Source organism: Gilvirhabdus luticola, assembly GCF_040117515.1.
GTDB lineage: Bacteria > Bacteroidota > Bacteroidia > Flavobacteriales > Flavobacteriaceae > Gilvirhabdus > Gilvirhabdus luticola.
Genome location: NZ_JBEEEN010000001.1, coordinates 898,613 through 922,371, shown reverse-complemented (window position 1 = coordinate 922,371; position 23,759 = coordinate 898,613). Strand labels below are relative to the sequence as shown.

The following is a 23,759-nucleotide window of genomic DNA, read 5'->3' as shown; positions in this document are numbered from 1 at the left end:
TTGATATGAAAAAGAAATTCTTAATACTTATTACTATAGGTTTATTGTTCAATTGTAAAAATGGAAAAAAAGAAGACAATAAACTCAATGTGGTAACTACTACTACCATGATAACCGATTTGGTAAAAAATATTGGGGGGAACCTTATCAATGTTGAAGGCTTAATGGGAAGTGGCGTGGATCCGCATTTATATAAAGCCAGTGAAGGCGATGTAGCTAAACTGGCTCAAGCAGATATTATTTTTTATAATGGGTTACATCTCGAAGGAAAGCTAGTTGAAGTATTTGAAAAAATGCATCATCAAGATATTAATACCATTGCATTAGCAGATAATTTAGATAAAGATAGATTAATTGGTTCTGATTACTTTCAGTCTAATTACGATCCCCACGTTTGGTTTAATATTGACTATTTTAAACAATTCGCTAAAAAAGTTACCAAAGAATTATCTTTAGAAGATCCTGAAAATGCAGAAACATACAAAGTAAATGAATCCTTTTATTTAAACAAGCTAATTGAGTTAAAAGAAAAGATAAATAATATTATTGAAACACTTCCTAAAGAACATCGCATACTAGTTACTGCACATGATGCATTTAATTACTTCGGAGAAGCATATAATTTTGAAGTAGTTGGATTACAAGGCTTAAGTACCGCCACAGAAGCTGGTGTACAAGACGTGCAAAAATTAGCAGCATTTATTATAGAAAAGAATGTGAAAGCCATTTTTGTAGAGAGTTCTGTTCCTAAACGTACCATTCAAGCTTTACAAGCTGCGGTAAAAGCAAAAAATCATCAAGTAGAAATAGGAGGTACTTTATATTCAGATGCTTTAGGTGATGCTGGCACTGTTGAAGGTACGTATATTGGTATGTTTGAGTATAATGTGAATACAATTGTAAATGCTTTAAAATAATGAATAAAATAGCGGTTAAAGTAGATGACCTCACTGTAGCATACAATTATAAACCTGTACTTTGGGATATAGATCTTGAAGTTCCAGAAGGTGTATTAATGGCAATTGTAGGTCCTAATGGCGCTGGTAAATCGACCTTAATAAAATCAATTTTAGGCATCCTAAATCCAATTGCTGGTAGTGTAAGTATTTACGGAAAACCTTATAAGGAACAACGCAAGAAAGTGGCATATGTGCCCCAAAAAGGAAGTGTAGATTGGGACTTCCCAACAACAGCTTTAGATGTTGTGAAGATGGGAACTTATGGAAGTCTTGGATGGATTAAACGACCACGTCAAAAAGAAAAAAAAGCAGCACTTGAAGCCCTTGAGAAAGTTGGAATGCTTTCCTTTAAAAACAGGCAAATTAGTCAACTTTCTGGAGGACAGCAACAACGTATTTTTCTAGCCAGAGCTTTAGTGCAAAGTGCATCAATCTATTTTATGGACGAGCCGTTTCAAGGTGTAGATGCTACTACAGAAATTGCCATTATAAATATTTTAAAGGAGTTGCGTAAAGCAGGAAAAACAGTAATTGTAGTACATCACGATTTACAAACCGTCCCTGAATATTTTGATTGGGTAACATTTTTAAACGTGAAAAAAATAGCTACAGGACCCGTTAAAGACATCTTTAATGATGATAACTTAACCAAAACCTACGGTATTAATTATAAAGTAAGTATTCAAGAATAATGGATCTGCAGGAGTATTTTTCTTTAGTATTTTCAGACTACACCTTAAGGACTATCACTTTAGGTACAGCTATACTTGGTGCTGTTTGTGGAATGCTCGGAAGCTTTGCTGTTTTGCGTAAACAAAGTTTACTTGGTGATGCCATTTCACATGCTGCTTTACCTGGAATAGCTCTAGCATTTCTAATTACAGGCGTTAAAGACAGTAACACGCTACTGCTTGGCGCATTAGTTAGTGGACTAATTGGTACATTTTGGATTCGAGGTATAATCACCAAAACACATTTAAAATCTGATACTGCTTTAGGATTAATTTTATCTTTATTTTTTGGCTTCGGAATGCTGCTTCTTACATTTATACAAAAACAGCCTAATGCCAATCAAGCTGGTTTAGATAAATACTTGTTTGGACAAGCTGCAACTTTGCTAGAAAGTGATGTCTGGCTTATGGCTGTAGTAACTGGAATTTGTTTGATTATTCTCTTGCTATTTTGGAAAGAATTCAAAATACTTTTGTTTGATGCAGACTATACCAAAACATTAGGGTTCAATACAAAATTTATAGATATACTCATAACATCTTTTATAGTGCTAGCTATAGTTTTGGGTTTACAAACCGTTGGTGTCGTTTTAATGAGCGCAATGCTATTAGCGCCTGCTGCTGCTGCTCGGCAGTGGACAAATAGTCTAGCAACCATGGTATTTCTTGCGGCAGTTTTCGGTGCTTTTTCTGGTGTATTCGGTACAGCAATCAGCGCAAGTCAAAACAACCTATCAACAGGACCTGTAATTGTATTGGTTGCAGCTGTCTTCGTCCTATTTTCATTTGTCTTTTCTCCAAGTAGAGGTTTGCTTTTTAAACAAATAAGGTTTATAAAGAATAGACGTGATCTTAAGCTTCATAAAACATTGGCATTTATGCATGAAATTGCTAAAACACACGAAAACATTTCACATCCTCATACAGTAAAAATCCTAAATAATTTTCAAGGATTTACAAAAGGCACGCTTAAAAAGCTAGAAGATAAAAGCTACGTGACGCTTCAAGATAATATGTGGAGTATGACTGATAAAGGGTTTAAAATAGCATCTAATTTGTATAATCAGCAAGATAATAATGAGTAACGCACAATTTGAGATACAGCTCATAGCGAGTTTGGTAGCCGTTGCATGTGCTATTCCAGGAACATTCTTGGTGCTTCGAAAAATGGCAATGATAAGTGATGCCATTAGTCATTCTATATTGCCCGGAATTGTTATCGGATTTTTTATTACTCATGACCTCAACTCGCCATTATTAATTTTACTAGCAGCTATTACTGGTATAATAACAGTTATTTTAGTTGAATATATTCAGAAAACTGGGTTAGTAAAAGAAGATACCGCTATTGGATTGGTATTTCCTGCCCTTTTTAGTATTGGCGTAATTATGATTGCTAAAAATGCCAATGACGTCCATTTAGATGTTGACGCTGTTCTTTTGGGTGAATTAGCTTTCGCACCTTTTGATAGATTATTAATTACAGGAATAGATTTTGGCCCTAAATCACTTTGGATTATTGGATGCATACTATTAATAACATTAATATTATTATTCACCTTCTTTAAAGAATTAAAAGTAAGCACTTTTGATGCTGGATTGGCAGCATCACTTGGGTTTTCTCCTGTTGTGATACATTATGGCCTCATGTCTATTGCTTCTGTAACTACAGTTGGTGCGTTTGATGCGGTCGGTGCTATTTTGGTAGTCGCCTTAATGATTGCTCCAGCGGCGGCAGCTTATTTAATTACTAAAGACCTAAAAAAAATGTTGATATTAGCTTCCTGCTTTGGTGTGTTTAGTGCAATTGCTGGTTATTGGGTTGCGCATTGGTTAGATGCCTCTATTGCTGGATCTATAACAACAGTTCTGGGATTACTTTTTTTAATGGTGTATTTTTTTGCTCCAAACAAAGGGATAATTGCCGTTTTATATCGTGAAAAACAACAACGTATTGAAGTTTCTTTACTTACTTTTCTATTACACTTGCGAAATCATGATGAAGAAAGTGAACGTCATGTAAATCATTTGAACGAACATATTAATTGGCAAAAAGTACGTTCTAAAACAGTTTTAGATTTGGCAATTAAAAACAATATGATCGTTATAAACAATGACCTTGTATCACTAACCGAAAAAGGCAAAGACTTTACCACACAAGCTATAGACTATATAATTACCAATGACGATAAAGAAATTGAATATATGAAAGAAGATTTCTTTTTGTTTAGAGGATAATTACCTCGTGCAATTAACACACTACAACCCTCAAGGAATTTAGTTCTATGTTGCTAGTTTAAAATTTCCTTTCCTTTTGCAACTGTTCATAAGCTTGTTGAACCTGTCTAAATTTTTCTTCAGCTCCTTTTTGATGTTCTTCTCCAAGATGAATTACTTTATCAGGATGATATTTCTTTGCCATTTTTCGATAGGCTTTTTTAATTTCATCAACAGTAGCGCTTTTATCAATTTCTAATATTTTGTAAGCACTATCAACACTATTAAAAAACATAGCCTTAATGCTTTCAAAATCACGCGAACTTATTCCTAAATATCCATTTATAGTATAAATCTGTCTAATCTCATCTTCTGTGACATGTCCATCTGCTTTAGCAATTCCAAACAAAAAATGTAATAACTGTAATCGAGATGGGTGATCCATCATGTGCTTAATTTGTAAGCAAACCTGTCTTGTCGAGATATTTTGTCTACTAATACTTTTAAACAGCTTAAATGCATGATTAGCTCTTTCTTTGCCATACATACTTACAAAATGTTTTCGCACAAAATCCAATTCTCTTTGGTCTTGTACTCCATCCGCTTTGATCACAATAGAAGACAAAACAAGCAAGCTTACTTCAAAGTCGCCAGGTTGAGTATTCGGCTGTTCAGGTCTGCCAGAATATGTTGTTCGCCTACTTCGGTTTCCAGAGTTACCCTGGCCTATAAATGGTCTCTTTTGATTATCAGAAACAGAATCTACCATACTGCCTAAAGCCAATCCAATGATTGCGCCAATAGGTCCTCCAAAAGACCAACCTATAGCAGCTCCTATCCATTTAGAAAAACTCATGTAAGTAATAGAATTTAATTATGACCAAATATAATATTTGTTAGTAGATTACAATGAAACTTTGTTACACAATTGATATCTTTGTAACATAAATATTAATTTAAACTTTAAATATATGTATCCAGCAGAATTAGTAAAACCAATGCGAGAAGATCTTACCAATGTAGGTTTTGAAGAATTGCATACTGTAGAACAAGTAGATGAAGCCATAGCAAAAGAAGGCACAACTTTGGTAGTTGTTAATTCTGTTTGTGGTTGCGCAGCAGCGAATGCTCGCCCAGGTGCAAGATTAAGTTTGCAGAATGCAAAACGTCCAGATCATTTGGTTACGGTTTTTGCGGGTGTTGACAGAGGTGCTACGAACAAAGTACGTGAATATATGGTCCCATTCCCTCCAAGTTCTCCAAGTATGGCATTGTTTAAAAATGGCGAATTGGTACATATGTTAGAGCGTCATCATATTGAAGGCCGTCCTGCTGAATTAATTGCAGAAAATCTTGTGGATGCATATAACGAGTATTGCTAGTCTCAAAAAAGAATTAAAGTTTTGAATATTAAAACCACGTTTTTCAACGTGGTTTTTTAATTTTATACATGCGAAAATTATTAGCATATCTGCTTACTATAATCTATTCCTTGCTTTTTGGAATAACGATTCTCATTTTTCATCCAATTCAATGGTTTTGTTTTAATATTTTAGGCTACAAAGCGCATAAAATTTCCGTAGACTGGCTTCAATTTTTTATTATGCGATGCCTTAATGTTTTAGGAACTCGCTTTAACTATAAAAATCCTTATAAGATTGAAAAAGAGCAGCCACTCATTATTGTTACCAATCATCAAAGTATGTATGATATTCCTCCAATTATGTGGTTTTTAAGAAAACATCATGTGAAATTTATTAGTAAAATTGAACTAGGTAAAGGTATTCCAAGTGTTTCTTATAACCTTCGGCATGGAGGCTCTGTGCTCATTGACAGAAAAAAACCTGCTCAAGCCATAAATGCAATTAAGGATTTTGCCCAGTATATTAAAAACAATAACTATGCGGCCGTAATTTTCCCAGAAGGTACCAGAAGTCGGAATGGTGTTCCAAAACCTTTTCAAAGAAAAGGCCTCTTAACTTTATTTGAGCATATTCCTTCAGCTTTGGTAGTTCCAATCACCATCAATAATTCATGGAAAATGCTTCGATATGGGAAATTTCCAATGGGTATTGGTAATCATCTTTCATTCACGGTTCATCAACCTATTAAACTTGGAGATCAAGATCATAATCAAATAATTAATGCTATTGAAAAACAAATTACAGATGCCATCGAACTTAACTAATTCATATCTCATCGATATTACTAAACGGTTTGTAAAAAAAACTTTAAAAAACGCCGAAGGCGGCCATGACTGGTTTCATACACTTCGTGTATTTAACAATAGCAAGCTTATTGCAAAAACTGAAGATGTTGACATGCAAGTAGTTTGTTTAGGTGCTTTGTTACACGATATTGCAGACAGTAAATTTTATGATGGTGACGAATCGATGGGGCCAAAAATAGCACGCGAATTCTTATTCAAGCATGATGTAGATTCAGCCATTATTGAACATGTGGTTAAAATTATAGAGAACATATCGTTTAAAGGCGGAAATACTGAACAAGAATTCAACTCAAAAGAATTGGATGTAATACAGGATGCCGACCGTTTGGATGCCATTGGTGCTATAGGTATTGCAAGATGCTTTAATTATGGAGGTTATAAAAACAGAACGCTTTTTGACCCAAGCATTTTACCTAAAATGAATATGACCAAAGAAGAATACAAAACTTCAACAGCACCTACAATAAATCATTTTTATGAAAAGCTATTACTCTTAAAAGATAAGATGAACACTAAAACAGGCAAACGAATTGCTCAAGAAAGGCACCAATTTATGGAACAATTTCTAGAACAGTTTTATGCTGAATGGGATGGCAAAAAATAATTATTGCTGAATAAAGCGTTTCATTTCGCTTCTGTATTTTGAAGCACTTTTGCCTGTTATTTCCTTAAAAAGTTTATTGAAGTGAGAAAAATTATTAAACCCACATTCAAAACATATATCTGTAATACTTGATTGTTTCTCTAACAATAATTTAGTAGCATGTACAACACGATATTCATTTACTAGCTTTGTAAATGTTTTTCCTGTGGCTTTTTTAAAATACCTACAAAAAGACGGAACAGTCATGCTCACTTTATCTGCAATTTCTTCGAGGCTTATGTGATTTTTAAAATTGTTATTTATATGCTTAAATATAATATCTATTTTCTCACTGTCTTGAGGTTTGGTCTCAAATGCAAACCCATCAACATTCAATAGCGAATAATCTGGAGAAGTAGCCAAATCATTAAGAACATCCAATAGTTTTAGAATTCTTTGTACTCCTTTTTCTTCATTAAGTTTTTCAATTTTAGGGCCAACTATGGATTTTATTTCAGGTTTAAACAAAATGCCTTTTTTAGCTCGCTCAAACATTGATAATATTTCACTAAATTCTGGTTTTTCAAAGAATTCCTTACCCAAAAAATCTTCTTTAAACTGAACAATAGTTTCTGTGCCTCTGGCTGTTAATCTATCGGTAAAACCGTTATGAGGTAAATTGGAGCCTATTAATATTAGCTGACTATTATTAAAGTAAGATAAATGATTGCCAATATGTCTTTTACCGCGTCCTTTGTTTACGTAAACAAGTTCAATCTCTGGATGAAAATGCCAAAACGCATTATTCCTTTCTCTGTTTTCCGTATGTTGCCTGACTAATAATGAACTCCCAAAACTTGGGCTAATCTTCTCATAAGCAGGTTTGCTAACTATCATAATGGGGTAATTAATAACAAAAATAAGGTTAAAAAGCCTAAAATACCTGTGTAGATTTAACTATTTTATATGCTATATTAACTTAACATTAAATTAACATGCTTATTCAGGTTAATTTAGTCTACAAATCAGCCAAAATTGATGTTTTTTAAAACGGTAATCACCTCTACATTTGTCTTGTAAAAACATTTAAAAAACCAAATCATGAAAAAAGTAATCAAAAAAAGTATCGCGTTGATAATTATGTTTACCACTTTGTTAGGTTATGCCAATGAAAGTAAAGTAATGACTTCTAAAAAAGAGTATAAAAAAACGAGTCTAACCTTAAATGGTGTTAAAGAGGGTCAAAAATTAGTAATAAAAGATCAGAACGGTTTAACTCTATATAAGGAGTTAATTAAAGAATCTGGAACATACTATAAAGGATTTGATCTTACATCATTACCAGATGGTAAATATTATTTTGAACTTGATAAGGATTTTGAGATCAAAACAATTCCTTTTAAAGTAAAATCAAATAGTGTGGTTTTTGAAAAAGAAGAAGAAGTATCTGTTTTTAAACCTATTATTAGGGTGAAAGATAATCGTATTCTAATTTCAAAATTATCTTTAGAATTAAAGCCTACGGAAATTAAATTCTATGAGATGACTTCTGAAGGGGCTAAATTGGTACACTCTGAATCTATTGAAAACACAAAAATCATTGAAAGAATTTATAGGATAGCTGAAAAATATAAATCTACTTATAAAATTGTCATAAAATCTGAAGGAAGAGAATTTGTTGAATACATTAATATTTAATTAGTGTCATTCTAGTTTAGTTTGTTAGTGGATAAGCGGGTTTTCTTATGCCTGCTTATCCTTTTAAATTATCAGAATTTAACAAAAATCCAATTCGTTTAAAAACTTGAAATAATGATAAAGTTTATTAAAAAATTAAAAAAAACATCTTTGATACATGTTAATAAAGAAGTTAAAAAATGTAAGCATGAGTTTGAAATTGGCGATGTGCTTAATTTCAAAAAAGACCCATTATGCTATAAATGCGGTAAAGCATTAAGTGAATTACCTGCAATTCTATAAATGTTAACTATTAGCATGATTACTTGCACTACCATTCGTTTTAATAATTATGTTCTTAAATAAAATGACCAACAAAATATCAACAGCAATCAAAAACTTTACAATCACAAACTGGCGTTTGAAAAGAATTCTTTTAAATATAATTTGGGGTGCTTTAAATGTTACTGTTTTAATTGTAATCACCTCCTTAATCATAGGAACGGGTTGGGAAGTTTTTTGGTTGATTCTAATATTAATGTATGGATTAATTTACTGGATATCAGCAGCGATATTGTTTGATGCCATAATCGGAGATGAGTTTGATAAGAGTTCAATTTAAAATAATTTATACTGCCCTGTTTTATACTGTGCATGAAAAGAAGTATTTAGTTTTGGTATCACTTTATTATTAAAATACATTCTTTTTGCCAAGGCTATAGTCTCATTAATTTGGTGTGCAATCTTACCTTCGCCTCTCATACGTGTTCCAAAACGTGAATCATTCAGATTGCCGCCATGGCAATCTTCAATTTGATGTAAAACTTTTTCCGCTCTATCTGGCATTGTTGTTTTAATCCAATTTGTAAAGATCTCACCAATTGCACCATTAAGCCTAATAATAGTATGACCAATAGACAATGCACCATGCTCCGAAACTATTTTGGCAAGAGGTAATATTTCATGACTGTTAATTGAAGGTATTATTGGTGCAATCATGACATTAACAGGAATAGCGTTTTCGCTTAAAACCCTAACAGATTCCAAACGTTTTTTTATGGTTGCTGTTCTGGGTTCTAAAATGCGCCTGATGTCTTCAGATAATGAAGTGATAGATACATTTACACCAATCAGGTTGTCTTTTCCTAATTGTTTTAAAACATCCAAATCTCTTAAGATTAAAGTATTTTTAGTGATGATAGCTACAGGATGTTTATACTTGAGAAAAACCTTTAAGCATTCTCTAGTTATTTTAAATTGTTGCTCTGCTGGTTGGTAACAATCTGTATTGCCTGACAATACTATTGGATGCGCTTTCCAACTTTTCTTTTTAAGCAGCTCCTCCAATAACTTTGGGGCATCTTTTTTTACTAGAATACGTCTTTCAAAATCCAGACCTGCACTGTAGCCCCAAAACTCGTGTGAGTTTCTGGCATAGCAATAAATACAACCATGTTCGCAACCTTGATACGGATTCATAGAATACATCATACCAACATCTGGACTTTCTACTTTATTGACTATCGTTTTTGGAAAAACAGGCAAGTAAAGTGTCTTGTTCTTATCTGCTTCTTCACCTTCTTGGGCACAGTATTCAAGGAAATCGTCAAGCATTTCATGGCTTAACTCAAAGAAGCGATTGGGTACATTAAGTTGGGCTCCTCGGCCTTTAATAGCAGATTTTGGGTACATAACAAGTAAAATAATAATGAAACTTCTCCTGTATTTTAGAGTAGAGCTTTAAAGTTACATATTATTGTTTTTGATATATGCTAAACAAAAATGGGTTATTAACAAAATGGGGTTTTTGAGCAAATTTGACTTTGTGATAAAAATAGTCGAACTTCGTTTAACAACTGATATAGCCAATTAAAAAATTCCATATCAAAGCATTACAGTCAATTAAGAAAACAAAATATCAACAAATGAATAAATCAACATTTTACTTTCTTACATTCATAATTCTTGCAGGTTGCCAGCAATCTCAAAAGAAAAAAGAGTCATTGGAGCTAAATGAAGTTGTGCAAGGCAAATCCACCATTCTTGTTGACCAGAATGGTGTCCAATTTAGAGATTTGAACAAAAACAAAAAGTTGGACATATACGAAGATATCAATCAACCTATCGAAGCTAGAATTGACGATTTATTAAGCCAAATGACTTTGGAAGAAAAAGCAGGTATGATGTTTATCAATGGTGCGCCTGTTAGTGCTGATGCGAAACCAGATGGCAAAGAAGGTCTTGAAGGTCCTGCGTCACGAATGGCTTCGGTTGTCGAAAACATGGATAAACTAAAAATGACACATTTTAATATTTGGAGCATTCCTGCTGACCCAAATTTTTTTGCTAAATGGTATAATAATACTCAACAAGTCGCTGAAAAAACAAGGTTAGGTATCCCAATTACTATTGCATCTGACCCAAGACATCATTTTAGTAATACGATTTTTTCAATGAGTGCAAAGGGTTTTGCTCAATTTTGTGAAATGCCGGGTTTTGCGGCTATTGGTGACGAAAACTTGGTGGCGGAATTTGCAAATATCGTCCGTCAAGAATATTTGGCTATTGGTATTAGAGAGGCATTGCATCCTCAAATCGATTTAGCTACTGAACCTCGTTGGGCAAGGATTAGTGGGAACTTTAGCGAAGATGCGGAGTTAACTGCTCGATTGGTCAAACCTTATATTCGTGGTTTGCAAGGCGAGAAATTGAGCAATGGCATAGCTTGTATGACGAAGCACTTCCCAGGCGGTGGACCACAAAAGGAAGGTTTAGACCCACATTTTTCATTTCAAAAAGGACAAATATATCCAGGTGATAACTTTGACTATCACTTGATTCCTTTTGAAGCCGCTTTTGAAGTCAATACGGCTGCTATCATGCCTTACTATGGCGTACCGACTGACCAAACGGATGAGAATGTAGCGATGGCTTATAACAAAACCATTATTACCACTTTATTGAGAGAAAAGTACAAATACGATGGTGTTGTCTGTACAGATTGGGGCTTAATTACCGACCTGCCTATGGGGCCAGATGTAGTTTGGAAAGCAAGGGCGTGGGGCGTAGAAGATTTAAATGCTGCCGACCGAGCGTTGAAGATTATTGAAGCAGGTTGTGACCAGTTTGGTGGTGAAAATAGACCAGAGTTGGTGGTGCAATTGGTCAAAGAAGGTAAATTGACGGAAGAACGTATTGATGTTTCCATAAAACGTTTGCTGAAACAAAAATTCGAGTTGGGTTTGTTTGATAATCCTTTTGTGGATGAAACTAAAGTCAACGAAATTGTTGGTACGGAAGCATCAGTGGCATTAGGAGAAAAAACGCAAAAAATCTCTATGACACTTTTGAAAAATGACAAATCAACTTTGCCATTATCACAAAAGAAATTCAAAGTATATCTTGAAAACATAGACAGTGCAGCGGTAGCGAACTACGCAGAAGTAGTAGCAACACCAGAAGCGGCTGATTTTGCAATTATTAGATTAAATACGCCGTGGTATCCTGCCGAAACAAATGTACCTATGGCAAAAGGGTTTCATCATGGTGATTTGGATTTTAAAGGCGATGAAAAACAGCGAATTTTAGATTTATTAAACAAAGTGCCAACCATCGTGGATATTTATTTAGATAGACCTGCTGTCATTCCTGAAATTACGAATGCCGCAGCGGCTCTGATTGCTAATTATGGTGCAAGTGATAAATCGGTTTGTGAAGTGCTTTTTGGAAATACTGCACCGCAAGGAAAGTTACCTTTCGAGCTGCCGTCTTCTATGGACACTGTCAAAAATCAAAAAACAGATGTCCCGTATGATAGCGAAAATCCATTGTTCGAATTCGGATTTGGATTAGAATATCATAAGAAAGAAAACTGACTGTAACATTGTATATGCGTTCATTGTCAGCAGAAGCTGGCAACGCCGCATACACGAGACCGTTAAACGAAACTTAAAATTATTCCCCTGGAAAATTAGCTTGTCTTTTGGCTAAAAACGCAGATGTACCTTCCTTAAAATCTTTAGTACCAAAACAATTACCAAAAGCTTCTATTTCAACATCAAAACCATTAACGCCTTCTTCATAATTTGCGTTTACAGCTTCTATTGCAGCACCAATTGCCACAGAAGAGTTCCTTGCAATTTTTGTGGCAATTTTTTGAGCCAATAAGATAAGTTCTTCTTGTGTAGTGACATGGTTAACCAAACCATAATTTAAAGCCGTTTGGGCATCTATCATACCTGCTGTTGTTATCATTTCCATAGCTCTGCCTTTACCAACCAATTGAGGCAATCTTTGTGTGCCTCCATAACCTGGAATAACTCCAAGTGAAACTTCTGGTAATCCCATTTTAGCATTGTCGCTGGCTACCCTGAAATGTGCAGCCATAGCCAATTCTAAACCACCACCAAGGGCAAAACCATTAATAGCCGCAATAACCGGAGTAGATAGATTTTCAACAAAATCAAATAGTAGTTCTTGTCCTTTTTTTGCAAGCTTCTTGCCTTTTTTGACATCAAAATGAGCAAACTCGCTAATATCTGCACCAGCTACAAAGGCTTTTTCTCCACTTCCTGTTACAATAATGACTTTGGTGTCTTTGTCTTCATCTGCTTCGTCAAAAGCTTCATGAAGTTCTTGAATGGTTTCTCTGTTTAAAGCATTTAGCTTGTTTGGTCTGTTTATGGTAATAACTGTAATGTTATTATTATAATCAACAAGAATATTATTATAACTCATATTTTAAGATTTTGGAAATGTAACTTTAAAGGTTGTACCTACACCTTTTTTAGACGTAAATGTAATCGTCCCGTTATAGGTTTCGACAATATTTTTGACCATAGCCAAACCTAATCCCATGCCACTTGTTTTGGTAGTAAATTTGGGTTCAAAGACTTTGTTTCTATTATCTTCTGAAACACCAACACCATTATCAGCGACCGTTATAATAACATTGTCTTTGTCTGAATCTACTATCACAAATATTTTAGGCTCATTTTCAGCAGGCATAGCTTGAATGGCATTTTTAACCAGATTGGTCACCACACGGATCAGTTGGGTTCTATCAAATTTGGCAACAATTTCCTTTTCTGTTGACTGAAACTCAATATAATTCTCGCTAAAAATATCTAACGCCAACTTAACAATGTTCACCACATTTAAGGTTTCATTTTGTTGTGCTGGCATCTTGGCAAAATTAGAAAATGCAGAAGCAATAGAACTCATCGTGTCTATTTGCTGAATAAGTGTTTTGGTATATTCTTTAACTCTTTTGTCAATATCTGGATCATTGGGGTCAAATTTACGCTCAAAGTTTTGAACACTTAACCTCATGGGAGTTAAAGGGTTTTTTATCTCGTGCGCTACTTGTTTTGCCATTTCTCTCCATGCTTGTTCTCGTTCACTTCTCGCTAGTTTTATTGCGCTTTCTTCTAGTTCGTCAATCATACTATTATATGAGTTCACTAATGTTGAAATTTCTTCACTGCCATCAATAATCTCAATCTTTTCATTTTGTTTTTCTAATCGTGTAGCATTTATCTTATCACTTATCTGTTTAAGAGATTTAGTAATATATTTTGAAAGTAAAAAAGCAATAATAATTCCTGTTATTAAAACCAAAAGGTACACGTAGCCTAAACGCTCTAAAAACTCATTCAGCTCTTTTGAGAGAAAATCATCGTCTTCAAGATATGGTAGGTTTAAAATTGCTAGCGGTTTGAACTTTTGATCTGTAACGTAGGTATAGGAAGATTGTGAAATTTTGTCGTTTATAATTCTTTTTTCAACATATCGTCTTTCAACCGATTCTGAAAGTGTATTCAGAATTTCAGCTGGTAAACATTTGGGTATAGTATCTTGAACCAAAGCAGCTTTAGATGAGATCAAAAGTGATCCTTCTAAATCATATAAGTTAATTTGAAGACTGTGTATATCTGCAATTTCGTATATTTTATCTTTAAATATAAATGGAATGTTTTCGGTTTTCGTTTCATAAGTATTCTCCCTACCTCTTATAATAAAACTGATATGAGCTCTTATGTTTTTTTCCTTTCGTTCAAGTCTTTGTTCATGATAATCTTTAGTCTCCTCACTGTATTGATAAATCGCAACAGCAGCAATTAACACTGAAGCAAATACAACCAAGAGGATCATTGCTATAAATATGCGATTACGTAAAGAAAGATTTTTAAGATTCATTCAAAAAAATATTGACATAAATATAGCAATAATCACACCAATTATATCAAGCATCAGGATTATTAGAGCGGATGTTTTTGTATAGTTTAAACCCAAGGAAAATTAAGATTGCTAACACAACAATTCCAATAATGCCGAACATCCAATTTAAAGCATTTTTTAAAACAGCTAGAAAAATAACAGCAAATAAAATAAATGTAGCTCCTTCATTCCATAGCCTCATAAAGTTAGAGGTTCGTTTTATTACATTGTTTTGAAGTTCCTTATAAAATTGATGTGTTTTTAAATGATAAATTATCAACAATAAAACAAAAAGCAATTTTACAAGCATCCAGCCTTGTTCAAGCCAAGAAGGCATCAATATTAATAGCCAAATAGCAAAGAGTGTAGCCAGAATAGCAGATGGCCAAGTGATAATATTCCACAAACGATTTGCCATGAGTTTTAATTGATTACTTAAAATTTCTTTGTCCGGAGAAGGCTTATCTTGAGCTTCAATGTGATAAATAAAAAGCCTGGGGATGTAAAAAAGTCCGGCAAACCAGGTGATTACAAAAATGAGATGCAACGATTTTATATAGTAATAGTATTCCATTATTTTTAAAAACTAAATTAATTATTTGTAGTTTCAAATTGTTCTTTAACCCATTTAGAAATCAAACTTGCCCATTCTTCATCATCGTTCAAACATGGGATGGTTGTAAAAGTTTCTCCTCCCATTTCTTCAAATATTTCTTTTCCTTCCATAGCAATTTCTTCAAGCGTTTCCAAACAGTCACTTACAAATGCAGGTGTCACGATAGCCATATTTTTTATGCCATTTTTTCCCATACGTTCAATCGTTCTATCTGTATATGGCTGTAACCATGGGTCAAATCCTAAACGCGATTGAAAAGATGTAGAAAACGTTCCTTCTTTAAATTGAAGTCTTTCAGCTACTAATCTAGTAACTTCTAAACATTGATGTCTGTAACAAAATTGATGTGCTTTACTAGGTGTAATGCAACAACTTCCATCAATTTTACAATGTGATTTTGTGATATCGCTTTTTTTAATGTGCCTTTCTGGTACACCATGGTACGAGAATAAAATATGCTCATAATTGATGCCTTGTAGGTGTTTCTTAATAGAGTTGGAAAGTAATTCGATATAATCTGGCTTATTATAAAATGCAGGAATAGAACTTAATTTTAAATTTGGAAAATAGTCTTGTTTCAACTGTTCTGCCAGTACTAAAATAGTTTCAGTAGTAGCCATTGCAAACTGTGGATACAAAGGAAACAATATGACTTCTTCTACCTCTTTATCTACAAGTTCTTGAAGCCCTTTTTTTATAGTCATGCTTCCATATCTCATAGCTAATGCCACTGGCACCTTCAGTTGCTTTTGCACTTTCTTCTTTAAGCGTTCTGAAATTACTATAAGAGGTGACCCTTCTTCCCACCAGATCTTTTTGTAAGCTGCGGCAGAAGCTTTTGGTCGGGTTTTTAAAATTATTCCTCTTACAAGCAAAGCTCTTGCAACATATGGAATATCTATAACACGTTCATCCATTAAAAATTCGCCTAAATACTTTTTTACATCCTTTGGGTTGTAGCTGTCTGGAGAACCCAAATTGATAAGTAAAACACCTTTTTTCATTTACTTTATTTCATTACTTTCTTGATAATTCAACTTTGGTCGTTTATTATTTACATATTCTTGAAAAATTCCACAGGATATGGTTATATGGACTAAAGAATTTAAATGTTTATTCTTTGATAGAGCTTCAATTTCTGGGGTTAAATATTTCATCTAAACTATTCTTAATTTATGGATTGCACATATTTTTTAGGAGTCGTTCCATATTTCTTTTTGAAAGCCGAAATAAAATGACTTGCTGTGCTATAGCCAACCTTTAAGCCTACCTCATTAACATTGTTATCACCAGTTTCTAAAAGCTTTCTTGCCACTTCCATTTTATAATCGAACAAAAAACTAAAAACTGAATCGCCATAAATTTGTTTAAATCCTTCCTTAAGCTTTTTTAAACTTAACTGTATTTCGTCAGCGAGTTCTTGTAAGGTAGGCGGTTCTGCCATTCTTGAAATGATAATATCTTTTGCTTTTCTAATCTTAATTACATTGGTCTCGTCAACCAAAAAAGGGCATTGTTCAACATTAGTGTCTTCACTTCTGTTAAAGTATAAACTCAATAGTTCATAAGTCTTCCCTTTAAAATATAAGGTCTTGATTGACCGATTTAGATTAAAGTTAATAAGCTGATTAAGAACAATAGCCATAGATGGAGTTATCTTTCCGTCTTTATAATATTTCTTTCCTTTATTTTCAGGACTCAAAAAGGTAATATAATCTGCTTCTTGAGAAAATAAACCATGAAACTTCTTTATAGATATAATGACTGTCAGCAACCATGAATTAGGACTGATCTCAAGATTTAAAGGTAGTTCTCGATTAGGGTTATATAGCAACAATGAGTTTTCTTCAAGAATATCTAAAGTATAGCTTCCATTGTTAAATTTAAATTTACTAGATCCTTTTATGCAAAAATGAAATTGAATAAAATTACAATCAACATCCCGTGATGCATATTGCTCCTCGCTACTTGAGTTTTTAAACGTAAGTACTTCAAAATCATCATCAATTGCAACTTTATGGAAAGTACTTTCTGCGTTATTTTTTTGAATCAAATTCACACTATTGTCTTTTATATTATTTAGATTCATTCTATTTTAATTGCCCCAAATATATTGAATTTACTACAAAAATAGTATAAATACGAAATATCCAATATGAAATACTACAAAAAACCATCAACGATACTAAAAGTTCTTCTGGCGTTATTTTTTTAGCATTAAGGCTTATAAATTTGTTGTTTCGTTTTATTCTGTTCATTATTATGGATTATAATACCGCTGCAAAAGGAAATTCCTTTTATACTATTGGGTTAAGCTACAAAAAAGCTGATGCCAAAGTTAGAGGTGATTTTAGTTTAGATGAAAAGACTAAACAAATTCTACTTGAACAGGCTAAAGAAAACAACATTGAAAGCCTTATTATTGCTTCAACTTGTAATAGAACAGAACTTTATGGTCATGCACAACATCCTTTTCAACTCATAAAACTATTATGTGATAATACCAGAGGAACTCTTGAAGAATTTCAAAAAGTAGCTTATGTTTACAAAAACAAGGAAGCTATTTCTCATATGTTTAGAGTAGGTTCTGGGCTTGATAGTCAGATTCTTGGTGACTTCGAAATAATATCTCAATTAAAAACCAGCGCGCGTATATCAAAAAAGTATGGTTTGTTGAATGCATTTTCAGAACGTTTAATTAATGCTGTAATTCAAGCCAGTAAGCGTATAAAAACAGAAACAGAAATTTCATCCGGAGCAACTTCTGTTTCATTTGCTTCGGTTCAATATATACTTAAGAACATAGAAAATGTTTCTTCTAAAAATATTTTATTGTTTGGAACAGGAAAAATTGGCAGAAACACCTGCGAAAACCTTATTAAGCATACTAAAAACAGTCATATCACATTAATTAATAGGACTAAAGACAAAGCAGAAAAAATTGCTGGTAAGTTTAATTTAATTGTTAAAGACTATGGCGATTTACAAGAAGAAATAAACAAGACTGATATCCTGATTGTTGCAACGGGAGCTCAAAACCCAACCATCGACAATTACATCATACAAACGAACAAACCTCTTTTAATATTAGATCTTTCAATTCCAAAAAATGTTGATGAAAATGTTGATGAATTAGATAACGTATCACTAGTTCATTTAGATCATTTGTCGCAAATCACAGATGAAACATTAGAAAACAGAAAAGCTCATATTCCTATAGCAGAAGATATTATTAATAATATAATGTCTGAATTTATTTCGTGGTTAGAAACTAGAAAATTCGCGCCAACAATTCATGCGTTAAAAGGCAAATTGTTGGAATTCAAAAATTCTGAATTGGAAGCACAAAGAAAAAAAATGCTGAACTTTAATGAAGATCAAGCAGAACTCATAAGTAATAATATTATCCAAAAAATAACCAATCATTTTGCACATCATCTAAAAGACGACGAATTTCCAACCGACGAAAGCCTTGAATTGATAAAAAAAGTGTTTCAACTTGAAAGCACGACAGAATGAAAACTATTAGAATAGGTACTCGTGACAGTCAACTAGCTCTTTGGCAAGCAAAAATCGCACAACAACAACTTGAAGCTTTAGGTCATAAAACTGTTATAGTACCATTAAAATCTACTGGAGATTTAGTATTAGACAAGCCTCTTTATCAACTTGGAATTACTGGAATTTTTACAAAAACTTTAGACATAGCCATGCTTAATGGTGATATTGATATTGCTGTACATTCCTTAAAGGACGTACCAACTGTTTTACCTGAAGATATAGTTCAAGTCGCTGTTTTAAAAAGAGGAAATGTAAAAGACATGCTCGTTTACAAAAAAAATGAAGAGTTCATGTCTCAAAAAGATGCAATTATCGCGACTGGAAGTTTACGCAGAAGATCTCAATGGTTAAATAGGTATCCTACACACACTATTGTAGATTTACGAGGCAATGTTAATTCTAGGCTACAAAAACTAGAAAATAATAAAGAATGGAATGGAGCTATTTTCGCTGCGGCTGGTTTAGGAAGGTTGAATCTAAAACCAGAAACTTCAGATAATTTAGATTGGATGATTCCTGCGCCAGCTCAAGGAGCAATCATGATTACGGCCTTGAAGAATGATGAAGAAATTAAGGCCATCTGTCAAGAAATTAACCACGAAGAAACCGAAGTTTGCACTTCAATAGAACGTGCGTTTTTAAATTTACTTGAAGGAGGATGCACGGCTCCAATTGGAGCGTTGGCTTATATTAAAAATGAAGAGGTCAATTTTAAAGGTGTTTTGTTAAGCCCTGATGGAAGCAAAAAAATTGAGGTTAATCGTTCAGAAAAATTAGGTAATCACCACAATATTGCAAGATTTGCTTCCGACTATATTATTGAACATGGTGGAAAGCGACTTATGGATGATATTAAGCTCACTGTCAAAAAAGCAAATGTGTATTCTACTAAAAAAATAACAGAAGCACAGAAATTTCTATTTAATAATAATCTGGTTGTAGAAAGTAATGATGCCATTAAAATTAGTTTAAATAGAATCCCCATAACTCTTTTAAAATCACCTGTTGAAAACGTCATAATAACCAGTAAAAATGCTGTTGAAGCAATTTTGAACAATTGCCCTAAAGAAGATTTAAAGTTTAAAAATATTTACTGCGTTGGACGTCGTACCAAACGTATGATTGAAGATAAAATTGGCCAAGTAAAGTATTCTGCTAAAAACGCCAAAGCGTTAGCAGAATATTTGGTTAAATATTTGGAAGGCACAGAAGTTACTTATTTCTGTAGCGATTTAAGATTAGATGAATTACCAACTATTTTATCTGAAAACAATATAACCGTCTATGAAGTTGAAGCTTACCAAACAAAATATGATTCTATAAAAATAGATCCCAATATAGAAAGTGTAATGTTTTATAGCCCTTCAACAGTTCAAGGGTTTTTAAAGAAAAACAAGGCAGAAAGTATTGCCTTTTGTATTGGAGAAACTACCGCAAAAGAAGCTTCAAAATATTTCAAAAAAGTTTATACTGCAAAAGTACCAACCGTTGAAAGTGTTATTGAATTGGTAAACAATCATTATATATAAACAGTTTAAGGCAAAAAATATGATTAATAACGACTTATTTTTAAAAGCATTAAAGGGAGAAACCGTTGAGCGTCCGCCAGTTTGGATGATGAGACAAGCTGGTAGATATTTGCCTGAATTTATTGCGATTAGAGAAAAATATGATTTCTTTACGCGTTGTAAAACGCCAGAATTAGCTAGTGAAATTACTGTTCAACCTATTCGTAGGTTCGGGATGGATGCAGCCATTTTGTTTTCTGATATTTTAGTCATTCCACAAGCCATGAATATTGAGGTGCAAATGAAACCAAATTTTGGTCCTTATTTACCAAATCCTATTCATTCACAAAAAGAGGTAGATAATGTTATTGTCCCTGATGTAAAGCAAGAATTAGATTATGTTTATCAAGCTATAAAAGCAACTAAAGAACTACTTAACAACGAAATTCCTTTAATTGGTTTTGCGGGTTCTCCTTGGACTATTTTATGTTATTGTGTAGAAGGTCAAGGTAGTAAAACATTTAATAAAGCAAAAGAATTTTGTTTTACCAATCCAGTTGCGGCACACCAATTATTACAAAAAATAACAGATACAACTATTGCCTATTTAAAAGAAAAGGTTCTAGCTGGTTGCAACGCTGTTCAAATTTTTGATTCTTGGGGAGGCATGCTTTCTCCAACAGATTATCAAGAATTTTCATGGCAATATATCAACCAAATTATTGAAGCCTTAAAAGATTTAACTCCTGTAATTGCTTTTGGTAAAGGATGTTGGTTTGCATTGCATGAAATGTCAAAATCCAATGCGTCCGCTTTAGGAATCGACTGGACTTGCACTGCGCGAAATGCAAGATATTTAACTGGTGGAAATATTACACTTCAAGGAAATTTTGATCCTTCAAGATTATTATCTCCACCTTCAGAAATTAAAAAAATGGTTAGACAAATGATTGATGAGTTTGGTAAAGACAAATATATTGTCAACCTTGGTCACGGTATTTTACCAAATATTCCTTTAGAAAATGCTAAAGCCTTTGTTGATGCCGTAAAAGAATATGAACCTGTATATTAGGTTTTAATATGAAAGAGCTAATTCAAAAATATAATATTCCAGGACCTCGCTATACCAGCTATCCAACTGTTCCGTTTTGGGACGAAAATGGTATTGCCATAGATTCTTGGAAAAAATCTGTTGTAAAGGCTTTTAATGAAAGTAACGATTCTGAAGGCATAAGCTTATATATACATTTACCTTTTTGTGAAAGCTTATGCACATTCTGTGCTTGCCATAAGCGAATAACTGTACAGCACAGTGTTGAAGAACCATATGTAGACACTATTCTAAAAGAATGGGATTTGTACTGTGATTTATTAATTGTTCGCCCAAAGATAAGAGAAATTCATCTTGGTGGTGGAACCCCAACTTTCTTTTCGTCAGAGAATTTAGAAAAACTTATACATGGAATTTTTAAAAAAGCAGATAAGTTTGCTGAATTTGAATTAAGTTATGAAGGCCATCCCAATCACACTAATAAAGAGCAGTTACAAACCTTATACAATTTAGGTTCCAGAAGAAACAGTTTTGGTATTCAAGATTACGATCCAGTTGTTCAAAAAGCTATTCATAGAATTCAAAGTTTTGAACAGGTGAAAAAAGTCCATCATCTTTCAAAAGAGATTGGTTATACATCTATTAGTCATGATTTAATTTTTGGGCTTCCGTTTCAAACAGAAAGCTCCATTAGAGACAGTATTAAAAAAACTATTGAATTAAAGCCTGATAGAATTGCTTATTACAGTTATGCTCATGTACCATGGATAAAAGGAGTTGGCCAAAGAGGTTTTGATGAAAACGATTTGCCAAAAGATGAAGAAAAGCGTCACTTATATGAACTAGGTAAAGATTTGTTTTTTGAAAACGGTTATGTAGAAATTGGAATGGACCATTTTGCATTACCAACCGATTCTCTATACGAATCGATGAAAAATAAAAAATTGCATCGCAATTTTATGGGTTATACTTCTGGCAAAACACAATTAATGATTGGCCTGGGAATGTCCTCTATTAGTGATTCCTGGTATGGTTTTGCTCAAAACGAAAAGAAAGTAGAAACTTACGCGCAAAGGGTTAATCAAGGAAAGCTTCCTGTTTTTAGAGGCCATCTTTTAACCGAAACTGATTTGATTATAAGAAAGCACATTTTAGATTTAATGTGTAATTTAGAGACCATTTGGAACGAAAATCTTGACTCTCAAACTAAATACGAAATTATAGAACGTTTACAAGAAATGAAAGATGATGACTTGATTGAAGTGTTTGAAGAAAAATTGGTCATTAAAGAAAAAGGACGCATGTTTGTGCGTAATATTTGTATGGCTTTCGATTTAAGATTGATTGATAAAAAACCAGAAACGAGAATTTTTTCAATGACCATTTAACCATATAGTATGTATCCATTAAGACGAAATAGAAGATTACGAAGTAGTGAAGCCATTCGTTCTTTGGTTCGTGAAACTACTATCACACCTAATGATTTTTTAGTGCCCCTTTTTATTGTAGAAGGAAAAGGGATTAAAGAAGAAATAGCTTCAATGCCTAATTATTTTAGGTTTAGTTTGGACTTACTTGACAAAGAAGTAAAAGAACTTTGGCGTTTAGGATTGAAAGCGGTCTTGCTATTTGTAAAAGTTCCTGACAACCTGAAAGACAATAAAGGCACAGAAGCATTAAATCCAAATGGTTTGATGCAACGCGCCATTAAAACTGTTAAAAATGCATGTCCAGACATGTTAGTGATGACAGATGTTGCACTTGATCCTTATTCATCTTATGGTCATGATGGTATTATTGAAAAAGGCAAAATTTTAAATGATGAAACGGTTGGTGTTTTATCAGAAATGAGTGTTTCTCACGCAAAAGAAGGTGCCAATTTTGTTGCTCCAAGCGATATGATGGATGGCAGAATTCTTTCCATACGTGAAGCATTAGAAGAACAAGGGCATACTGATACTGGCATTATGAGCTATTCTGCAAAATATGCATCTGGTTTTTATGGGCCTTTTCGCGATGCTTTAGACTCTGCTCCTGTAGATGCTGAAGAAGTTCCAAAGAACAAGAAAACTTACCAAATGGATTATGCCAATCGTCTTGAAGCGCTCCGTGAAACAGAAATGGATATTGACGAAGGCGCAGATATTGTAATGGTAAAACCTGGAATGGCCTATCTAGATATAGTCAGAGATGTAAAAAATAATTTTGATGTTCCGGTTGCTGTATATCAGGTTTCTGGTGAATATGCCATGATTAAAGCAGCAGCAGAAAGAGGTTGGTTAGACCATAATCAAATTATGATTGAAAGTACAATGGCTTTCAAACGTGCTGGAGCAGATATCATTGCTAGTTATTTTGCTAAAGATATTGTAAAATTGATTTCGTAACTTTCAAGAAGACTAATTCG

General features: G+C 33.4%; 25 protein-coding genes. 16 read left to right on the top strand and 9 right to left on the bottom strand.

The features are described from left to right. The first annotated feature begins 5 nt into the window (after positions 1-5). From AAFP94_RS04240 to AAFP94_RS04225, 4 genes are read left to right on the top strand one after another with little or no spacing between them, the layout of a single operon-like run. Positions 6-917: a metal ABC transporter solute-binding protein, Zn/Mn family gene (locus AAFP94_RS04240; RefSeq protein ID WP_316660272.1), complete on the top strand. Its 912-nt coding sequence runs from the start codon at positions 6-8 to the stop codon at positions 915-917. Further along, positions 917-1,651 carry a metal ABC transporter ATP-binding protein gene (locus AAFP94_RS04235; RefSeq protein ID WP_316660273.1) on the top strand — a complete coding sequence of 245 codons (735 nt, stop codon included), beginning with the start codon at positions 917-919 and terminating at the stop codon, positions 1,649-1,651. The genes AAFP94_RS04240 and AAFP94_RS04235 overlap by 1 nt, the downstream gene beginning before the upstream one ends. After that, positions 1,651-2,775, top strand: a complete 1,125-nt coding sequence (locus AAFP94_RS04230) for a metal ABC transporter permease (protein WP_316660274.1) — start codon at positions 1,651-1,653, stop codon at positions 2,773-2,775. The genes AAFP94_RS04235 and AAFP94_RS04230 overlap by 1 nt, the downstream gene beginning before the upstream one ends. After that, a complete protein-coding gene (locus AAFP94_RS04225) occupies positions 2,768-3,928 on the top strand; it encodes a metal ABC transporter permease (RefSeq protein WP_316660275.1) in 1,161 nt (386 codons plus the stop codon). Before AAFP94_RS04230 ends, AAFP94_RS04225 begins: the two co-directional genes overlap by 8 nt. A gap of 58 nt (positions 3,929-3,986) precedes the next feature. Here the strand turns inward: AAFP94_RS04225 and AAFP94_RS04220 are convergent, their stop codons facing one another. Then, positions 3,987-4,763, bottom strand: a complete 777-nt coding sequence (locus tag AAFP94_RS04220; protein WP_316660276.1) for a TerB family tellurite resistance protein — start codon at positions 4,761-4,763, stop codon at positions 3,987-3,989. Positions 4,764-4,878: 115 nt separating this feature from the next. On the opposite strand from AAFP94_RS04220, the gene AAFP94_RS04215 reads away from it, so the two are divergent. The 3 genes from AAFP94_RS04215 to AAFP94_RS04205 all read left to right on the top strand — a co-directional run bounded on the left by AAFP94_RS04215 (position 4,879) and on the right by AAFP94_RS04205 (position 6,741). Beyond that, the gene (locus tag AAFP94_RS04215) at positions 4,879-5,289 is read left to right on the top strand and encodes a BrxA/BrxB family bacilliredoxin (protein WP_316660277.1); all 411 of its coding nucleotides are present in this window, start codon (positions 4,879-4,881) and stop codon (positions 5,287-5,289) included. A 68-nt stretch (positions 5,290-5,357) separates the two neighbouring features. Then, positions 5,358-6,095 carry a lysophospholipid acyltransferase family protein gene (locus AAFP94_RS04210; RefSeq protein WP_316660278.1) on the top strand — a complete coding sequence of 246 codons (738 nt, stop codon included), beginning with the start codon at positions 5,358-5,360 and terminating at the stop codon, positions 6,093-6,095. Further along, complete coding sequence (locus tag AAFP94_RS04205; protein WP_316660279.1) at positions 6,076-6,741, top strand: HD domain-containing protein; 666 nt, start codon at positions 6,076-6,078, stop codon at positions 6,739-6,741. The genes AAFP94_RS04210 and AAFP94_RS04205 overlap by 20 nt, the downstream gene beginning before the upstream one ends. On the opposite strand, the gene AAFP94_RS04200 is transcribed toward AAFP94_RS04205, so the two are convergent. Further along, positions 6,742-7,617 carry an AraC family transcriptional regulator gene (locus AAFP94_RS04200; protein WP_316660280.1) on the bottom strand — a complete coding sequence of 292 codons (876 nt, stop codon included), beginning with the start codon at positions 7,615-7,617 and terminating at the stop codon, positions 6,742-6,744. A gap of 204 nt (positions 7,618-7,821) precedes the next feature. Between AAFP94_RS04200 and AAFP94_RS04195 the strand changes: the two genes are divergently transcribed. From AAFP94_RS04195 to AAFP94_RS04185, 3 genes are all read left to right on the top strand, one after another. After that, complete coding sequence (locus AAFP94_RS04195) at positions 7,822-8,418, top strand: hypothetical protein (protein ID WP_316660281.1); 597 nt, start codon at positions 7,822-7,824, stop codon at positions 8,416-8,418. A gap of 114 nt (positions 8,419-8,532) precedes the next feature. Beyond that, a complete protein-coding gene (locus AAFP94_RS04190; protein WP_316660282.1) occupies positions 8,533-8,700 on the top strand; it encodes a hypothetical protein in 168 nt (55 codons plus the stop codon). A 64-nt stretch (positions 8,701-8,764) separates the two neighbouring features. Continuing rightward, positions 8,765-9,019 (top strand): hypothetical protein, encoded by a 255-nt coding sequence (locus tag AAFP94_RS04185; RefSeq protein ID WP_316660283.1) that lies wholly within the window; start codon positions 8,765-8,767, stop codon positions 9,017-9,019. On the opposite strand, the gene AAFP94_RS04180 is transcribed toward AAFP94_RS04185, so the two are convergent. After that, entirely contained in the window at positions 9,016-10,089 is a 1,074-nt protein-coding gene (locus AAFP94_RS04180) for a PA0069 family radical SAM protein (RefSeq protein WP_316660284.1), read from the bottom strand. The genes AAFP94_RS04185 and AAFP94_RS04180 overlap by 4 nt on opposite strands. A 329-nt stretch (positions 10,090-10,418) precedes the next feature. Here AAFP94_RS04180 and AAFP94_RS04175 point away from each other — a divergent pair, with 329 nt between their 5' ends. Further along, complete coding sequence (locus tag AAFP94_RS04175) at positions 10,419-12,272, top strand: glycoside hydrolase family 3 protein (protein WP_409628104.1); 1,854 nt, start codon at positions 10,419-10,421, stop codon at positions 12,270-12,272. A 79-nt stretch (positions 12,273-12,351) separates the two neighbouring features. Here AAFP94_RS04175 and AAFP94_RS04170 read toward each other — a convergent pair whose 3' ends face one another. Genes AAFP94_RS04170 through AAFP94_RS04145 form a run of 6 tightly spaced genes read right to left on the bottom strand, consistent with a single transcriptional unit; the run spans position 12,352 to position 17,321 of the window. Further along, positions 12,352-13,134, bottom strand: a complete 783-nt coding sequence (locus AAFP94_RS04170; RefSeq protein ID WP_316660286.1) for an enoyl-CoA hydratase/isomerase family protein — start codon at positions 13,132-13,134, stop codon at positions 12,352-12,354. Between the two features lie 3 nt (positions 13,135-13,137). After that, on the bottom strand, positions 13,138-14,595 hold the full coding sequence (locus AAFP94_RS04165) for a sensor histidine kinase (RefSeq protein ID WP_316660287.1): 1,458 nt from the start codon (positions 14,593-14,595) through the stop codon (positions 13,138-13,140). 46 nt (positions 14,596-14,641) lie between these two features. Next, positions 14,642-15,190: a CopD family protein gene (locus AAFP94_RS04160; protein WP_316660290.1), complete on the bottom strand. Its 549-nt coding sequence runs from the start codon at positions 15,188-15,190 to the stop codon at positions 14,642-14,644. Positions 15,191-15,207: 17 nt separating this feature from the next. After that, the gene (gene hemH / locus AAFP94_RS04155) at positions 15,208-16,236 is read right to left on the bottom strand and encodes a ferrochelatase (RefSeq protein ID WP_316660292.1); all 1,029 of its coding nucleotides are present in this window, start codon (positions 16,234-16,236) and stop codon (positions 15,208-15,210) included. Beyond that, a complete protein-coding gene (locus tag AAFP94_RS04150) occupies positions 16,237-16,389 on the bottom strand; it encodes a hypothetical protein (RefSeq protein WP_316660293.1) in 153 nt (50 codons plus the stop codon). 11 nt (positions 16,390-16,400) lie between these two features. Then, positions 16,401-17,321 carry a helix-turn-helix transcriptional regulator gene (locus AAFP94_RS04145; protein WP_316660294.1) on the bottom strand — a complete coding sequence of 307 codons (921 nt, stop codon included), beginning with the start codon at positions 17,319-17,321 and terminating at the stop codon, positions 16,401-16,403. Positions 17,322-17,494: 173 nt separating this feature from the next. Between AAFP94_RS04145 and hemA the strand changes: the two genes are divergently transcribed. The 5 genes from hemA to hemB are packed head-to-tail and all read left to right on the top strand — an operon-like array spanning position 17,495 to position 23,739. Next, entirely contained in the window at positions 17,495-18,751 is a 1,257-nt protein-coding gene (hemA, locus tag AAFP94_RS04140; RefSeq protein ID WP_316660295.1) for a glutamyl-tRNA reductase, read from the top strand. Beyond that, entirely contained in the window at positions 18,748-20,322 is a 1,575-nt protein-coding gene (hemC, locus tag AAFP94_RS04135; RefSeq protein WP_316660296.1) for a hydroxymethylbilane synthase, read from the top strand. Before hemA ends, hemC begins: the two co-directional genes overlap by 4 nt. 19 nt (positions 20,323-20,341) lie before the next feature. Further along, positions 20,342-21,373, top strand: coding sequence for a uroporphyrinogen decarboxylase (hemE, locus tag AAFP94_RS04130; RefSeq protein WP_316660297.1), 1,032 nt, complete (start codon positions 20,342-20,344; stop codon positions 21,371-21,373). A gap of 8 nt (positions 21,374-21,381) precedes the next feature. Beyond that, positions 21,382-22,740: an oxygen-independent coproporphyrinogen III oxidase gene (gene hemN / locus AAFP94_RS04125; RefSeq protein WP_316660299.1), complete on the top strand. Its 1,359-nt coding sequence runs from the start codon at positions 21,382-21,384 to the stop codon at positions 22,738-22,740. A gap of 9 nt (positions 22,741-22,749) precedes the next feature. Continuing rightward, on the top strand, positions 22,750-23,739 hold the full coding sequence (gene hemB, locus AAFP94_RS04120) for a porphobilinogen synthase (protein ID WP_316660301.1): 990 nt from the start codon (positions 22,750-22,752) through the stop codon (positions 23,737-23,739). The last annotated feature ends 20 nt before the right edge of the window (positions 23,740-23,759 follow it).

Excerpts from the sequence above, each read along its gene's own strand:
- AAFP94_RS04170 (WP_316660286.1), bottom strand. The coding sequence starts at position 13,134 with ATGAGTTATAATAATATTCTTGTTGATTATAATAATAACATTACAGTT.
- hemN (WP_316660299.1), top strand. The coding sequence starts at position 21,382 with ATGAAAGAGCTAATTCAAAAATATAATATTCCAGGACCTCGCTATACC.
- AAFP94_RS04230 (WP_316660274.1), top strand. The coding sequence starts at position 1,651 with ATGGATCTGCAGGAGTATTTTTCTTTAGTATTTTCAGACTACACCTTA.
- AAFP94_RS04200 (WP_316660280.1), bottom strand. The coding sequence starts at position 7,617 with ATGATAGTTAGCAAACCTGCTTATGAGAAGATTAGCCCAAGTTTTGGG.
- AAFP94_RS04160 (WP_316660290.1), bottom strand. The coding sequence starts at position 15,190 with ATGGAATACTATTACTATATAAAATCGTTGCATCTCATTTTTGTAATC.
- AAFP94_RS04190 (WP_316660282.1), top strand. The coding sequence starts at position 8,533 with ATGATAAAGTTTATTAAAAAATTAAAAAAAACATCTTTGATACATGTT.
- AAFP94_RS04240 (WP_316660272.1), top strand. The coding sequence starts at position 6 with ATGAAAAAGAAATTCTTAATACTTATTACTATAGGTTTATTGTTCAAT.
- AAFP94_RS04205 (WP_316660279.1), top strand. The coding sequence starts at position 6,076 with ATGCCATCGAACTTAACTAATTCATATCTCATCGATATTACTAAACGG.
- AAFP94_RS04145 (WP_316660294.1), bottom strand. The coding sequence starts at position 17,321 with ATGAATCTAAATAATATAAAAGACAATAGTGTGAATTTGATTCAAAAA.
- hemH (WP_316660292.1), bottom strand. The coding sequence starts at position 16,236 with ATGAAAAAAGGTGTTTTACTTATCAATTTGGGTTCTCCAGACAGCTAC.
- AAFP94_RS04180 (WP_316660284.1), bottom strand. The coding sequence starts at position 10,089 with ATGTACCCAAAATCTGCTATTAAAGGCCGAGGAGCCCAACTTAATGTA.
- AAFP94_RS04165 (WP_316660287.1), bottom strand. The coding sequence starts at position 14,595 with ATGAATCTTAAAAATCTTTCTTTACGTAATCGCATATTTATAGCAATG.
- hemC (WP_316660296.1), top strand. The coding sequence starts at position 18,748 with ATGAAAACTATTAGAATAGGTACTCGTGACAGTCAACTAGCTCTTTGG.
- AAFP94_RS04210 (WP_316660278.1), top strand. The coding sequence starts at position 5,358 with ATGCGAAAATTATTAGCATATCTGCTTACTATAATCTATTCCTTGCTT.
- hemA (WP_316660295.1), top strand. The coding sequence starts at position 17,495 with ATGGATTATAATACCGCTGCAAAAGGAAATTCCTTTTATACTATTGGG.
- hemE (WP_316660297.1), top strand. The coding sequence starts at position 20,342 with ATGATTAATAACGACTTATTTTTAAAAGCATTAAAGGGAGAAACCGTT.
- AAFP94_RS04150 (WP_316660293.1), bottom strand. The coding sequence starts at position 16,389 with ATGAAATATTTAACCCCAGAAATTGAAGCTCTATCAAAGAATAAACAT.
- hemB (WP_316660301.1), top strand. The coding sequence starts at position 22,750 with ATGTATCCATTAAGACGAAATAGAAGATTACGAAGTAGTGAAGCCATT.
- AAFP94_RS04220 (WP_316660276.1), bottom strand. The coding sequence starts at position 4,763 with ATGAGTTTTTCTAAATGGATAGGAGCTGCTATAGGTTGGTCTTTTGGA.
- AAFP94_RS04235 (WP_316660273.1), top strand. The coding sequence starts at position 917 with ATGAATAAAATAGCGGTTAAAGTAGATGACCTCACTGTAGCATACAAT.
- AAFP94_RS04225 (WP_316660275.1), top strand. The coding sequence starts at position 2,768 with ATGAGTAACGCACAATTTGAGATACAGCTCATAGCGAGTTTGGTAGCC.
- AAFP94_RS04195 (WP_316660281.1), top strand. The coding sequence starts at position 7,822 with ATGAAAAAAGTAATCAAAAAAAGTATCGCGTTGATAATTATGTTTACC.
- AAFP94_RS04215 (WP_316660277.1), top strand. The coding sequence starts at position 4,879 with ATGTATCCAGCAGAATTAGTAAAACCAATGCGAGAAGATCTTACCAAT.
- AAFP94_RS04185 (WP_316660283.1), top strand. The coding sequence starts at position 8,765 with ATGACCAACAAAATATCAACAGCAATCAAAAACTTTACAATCACAAAC.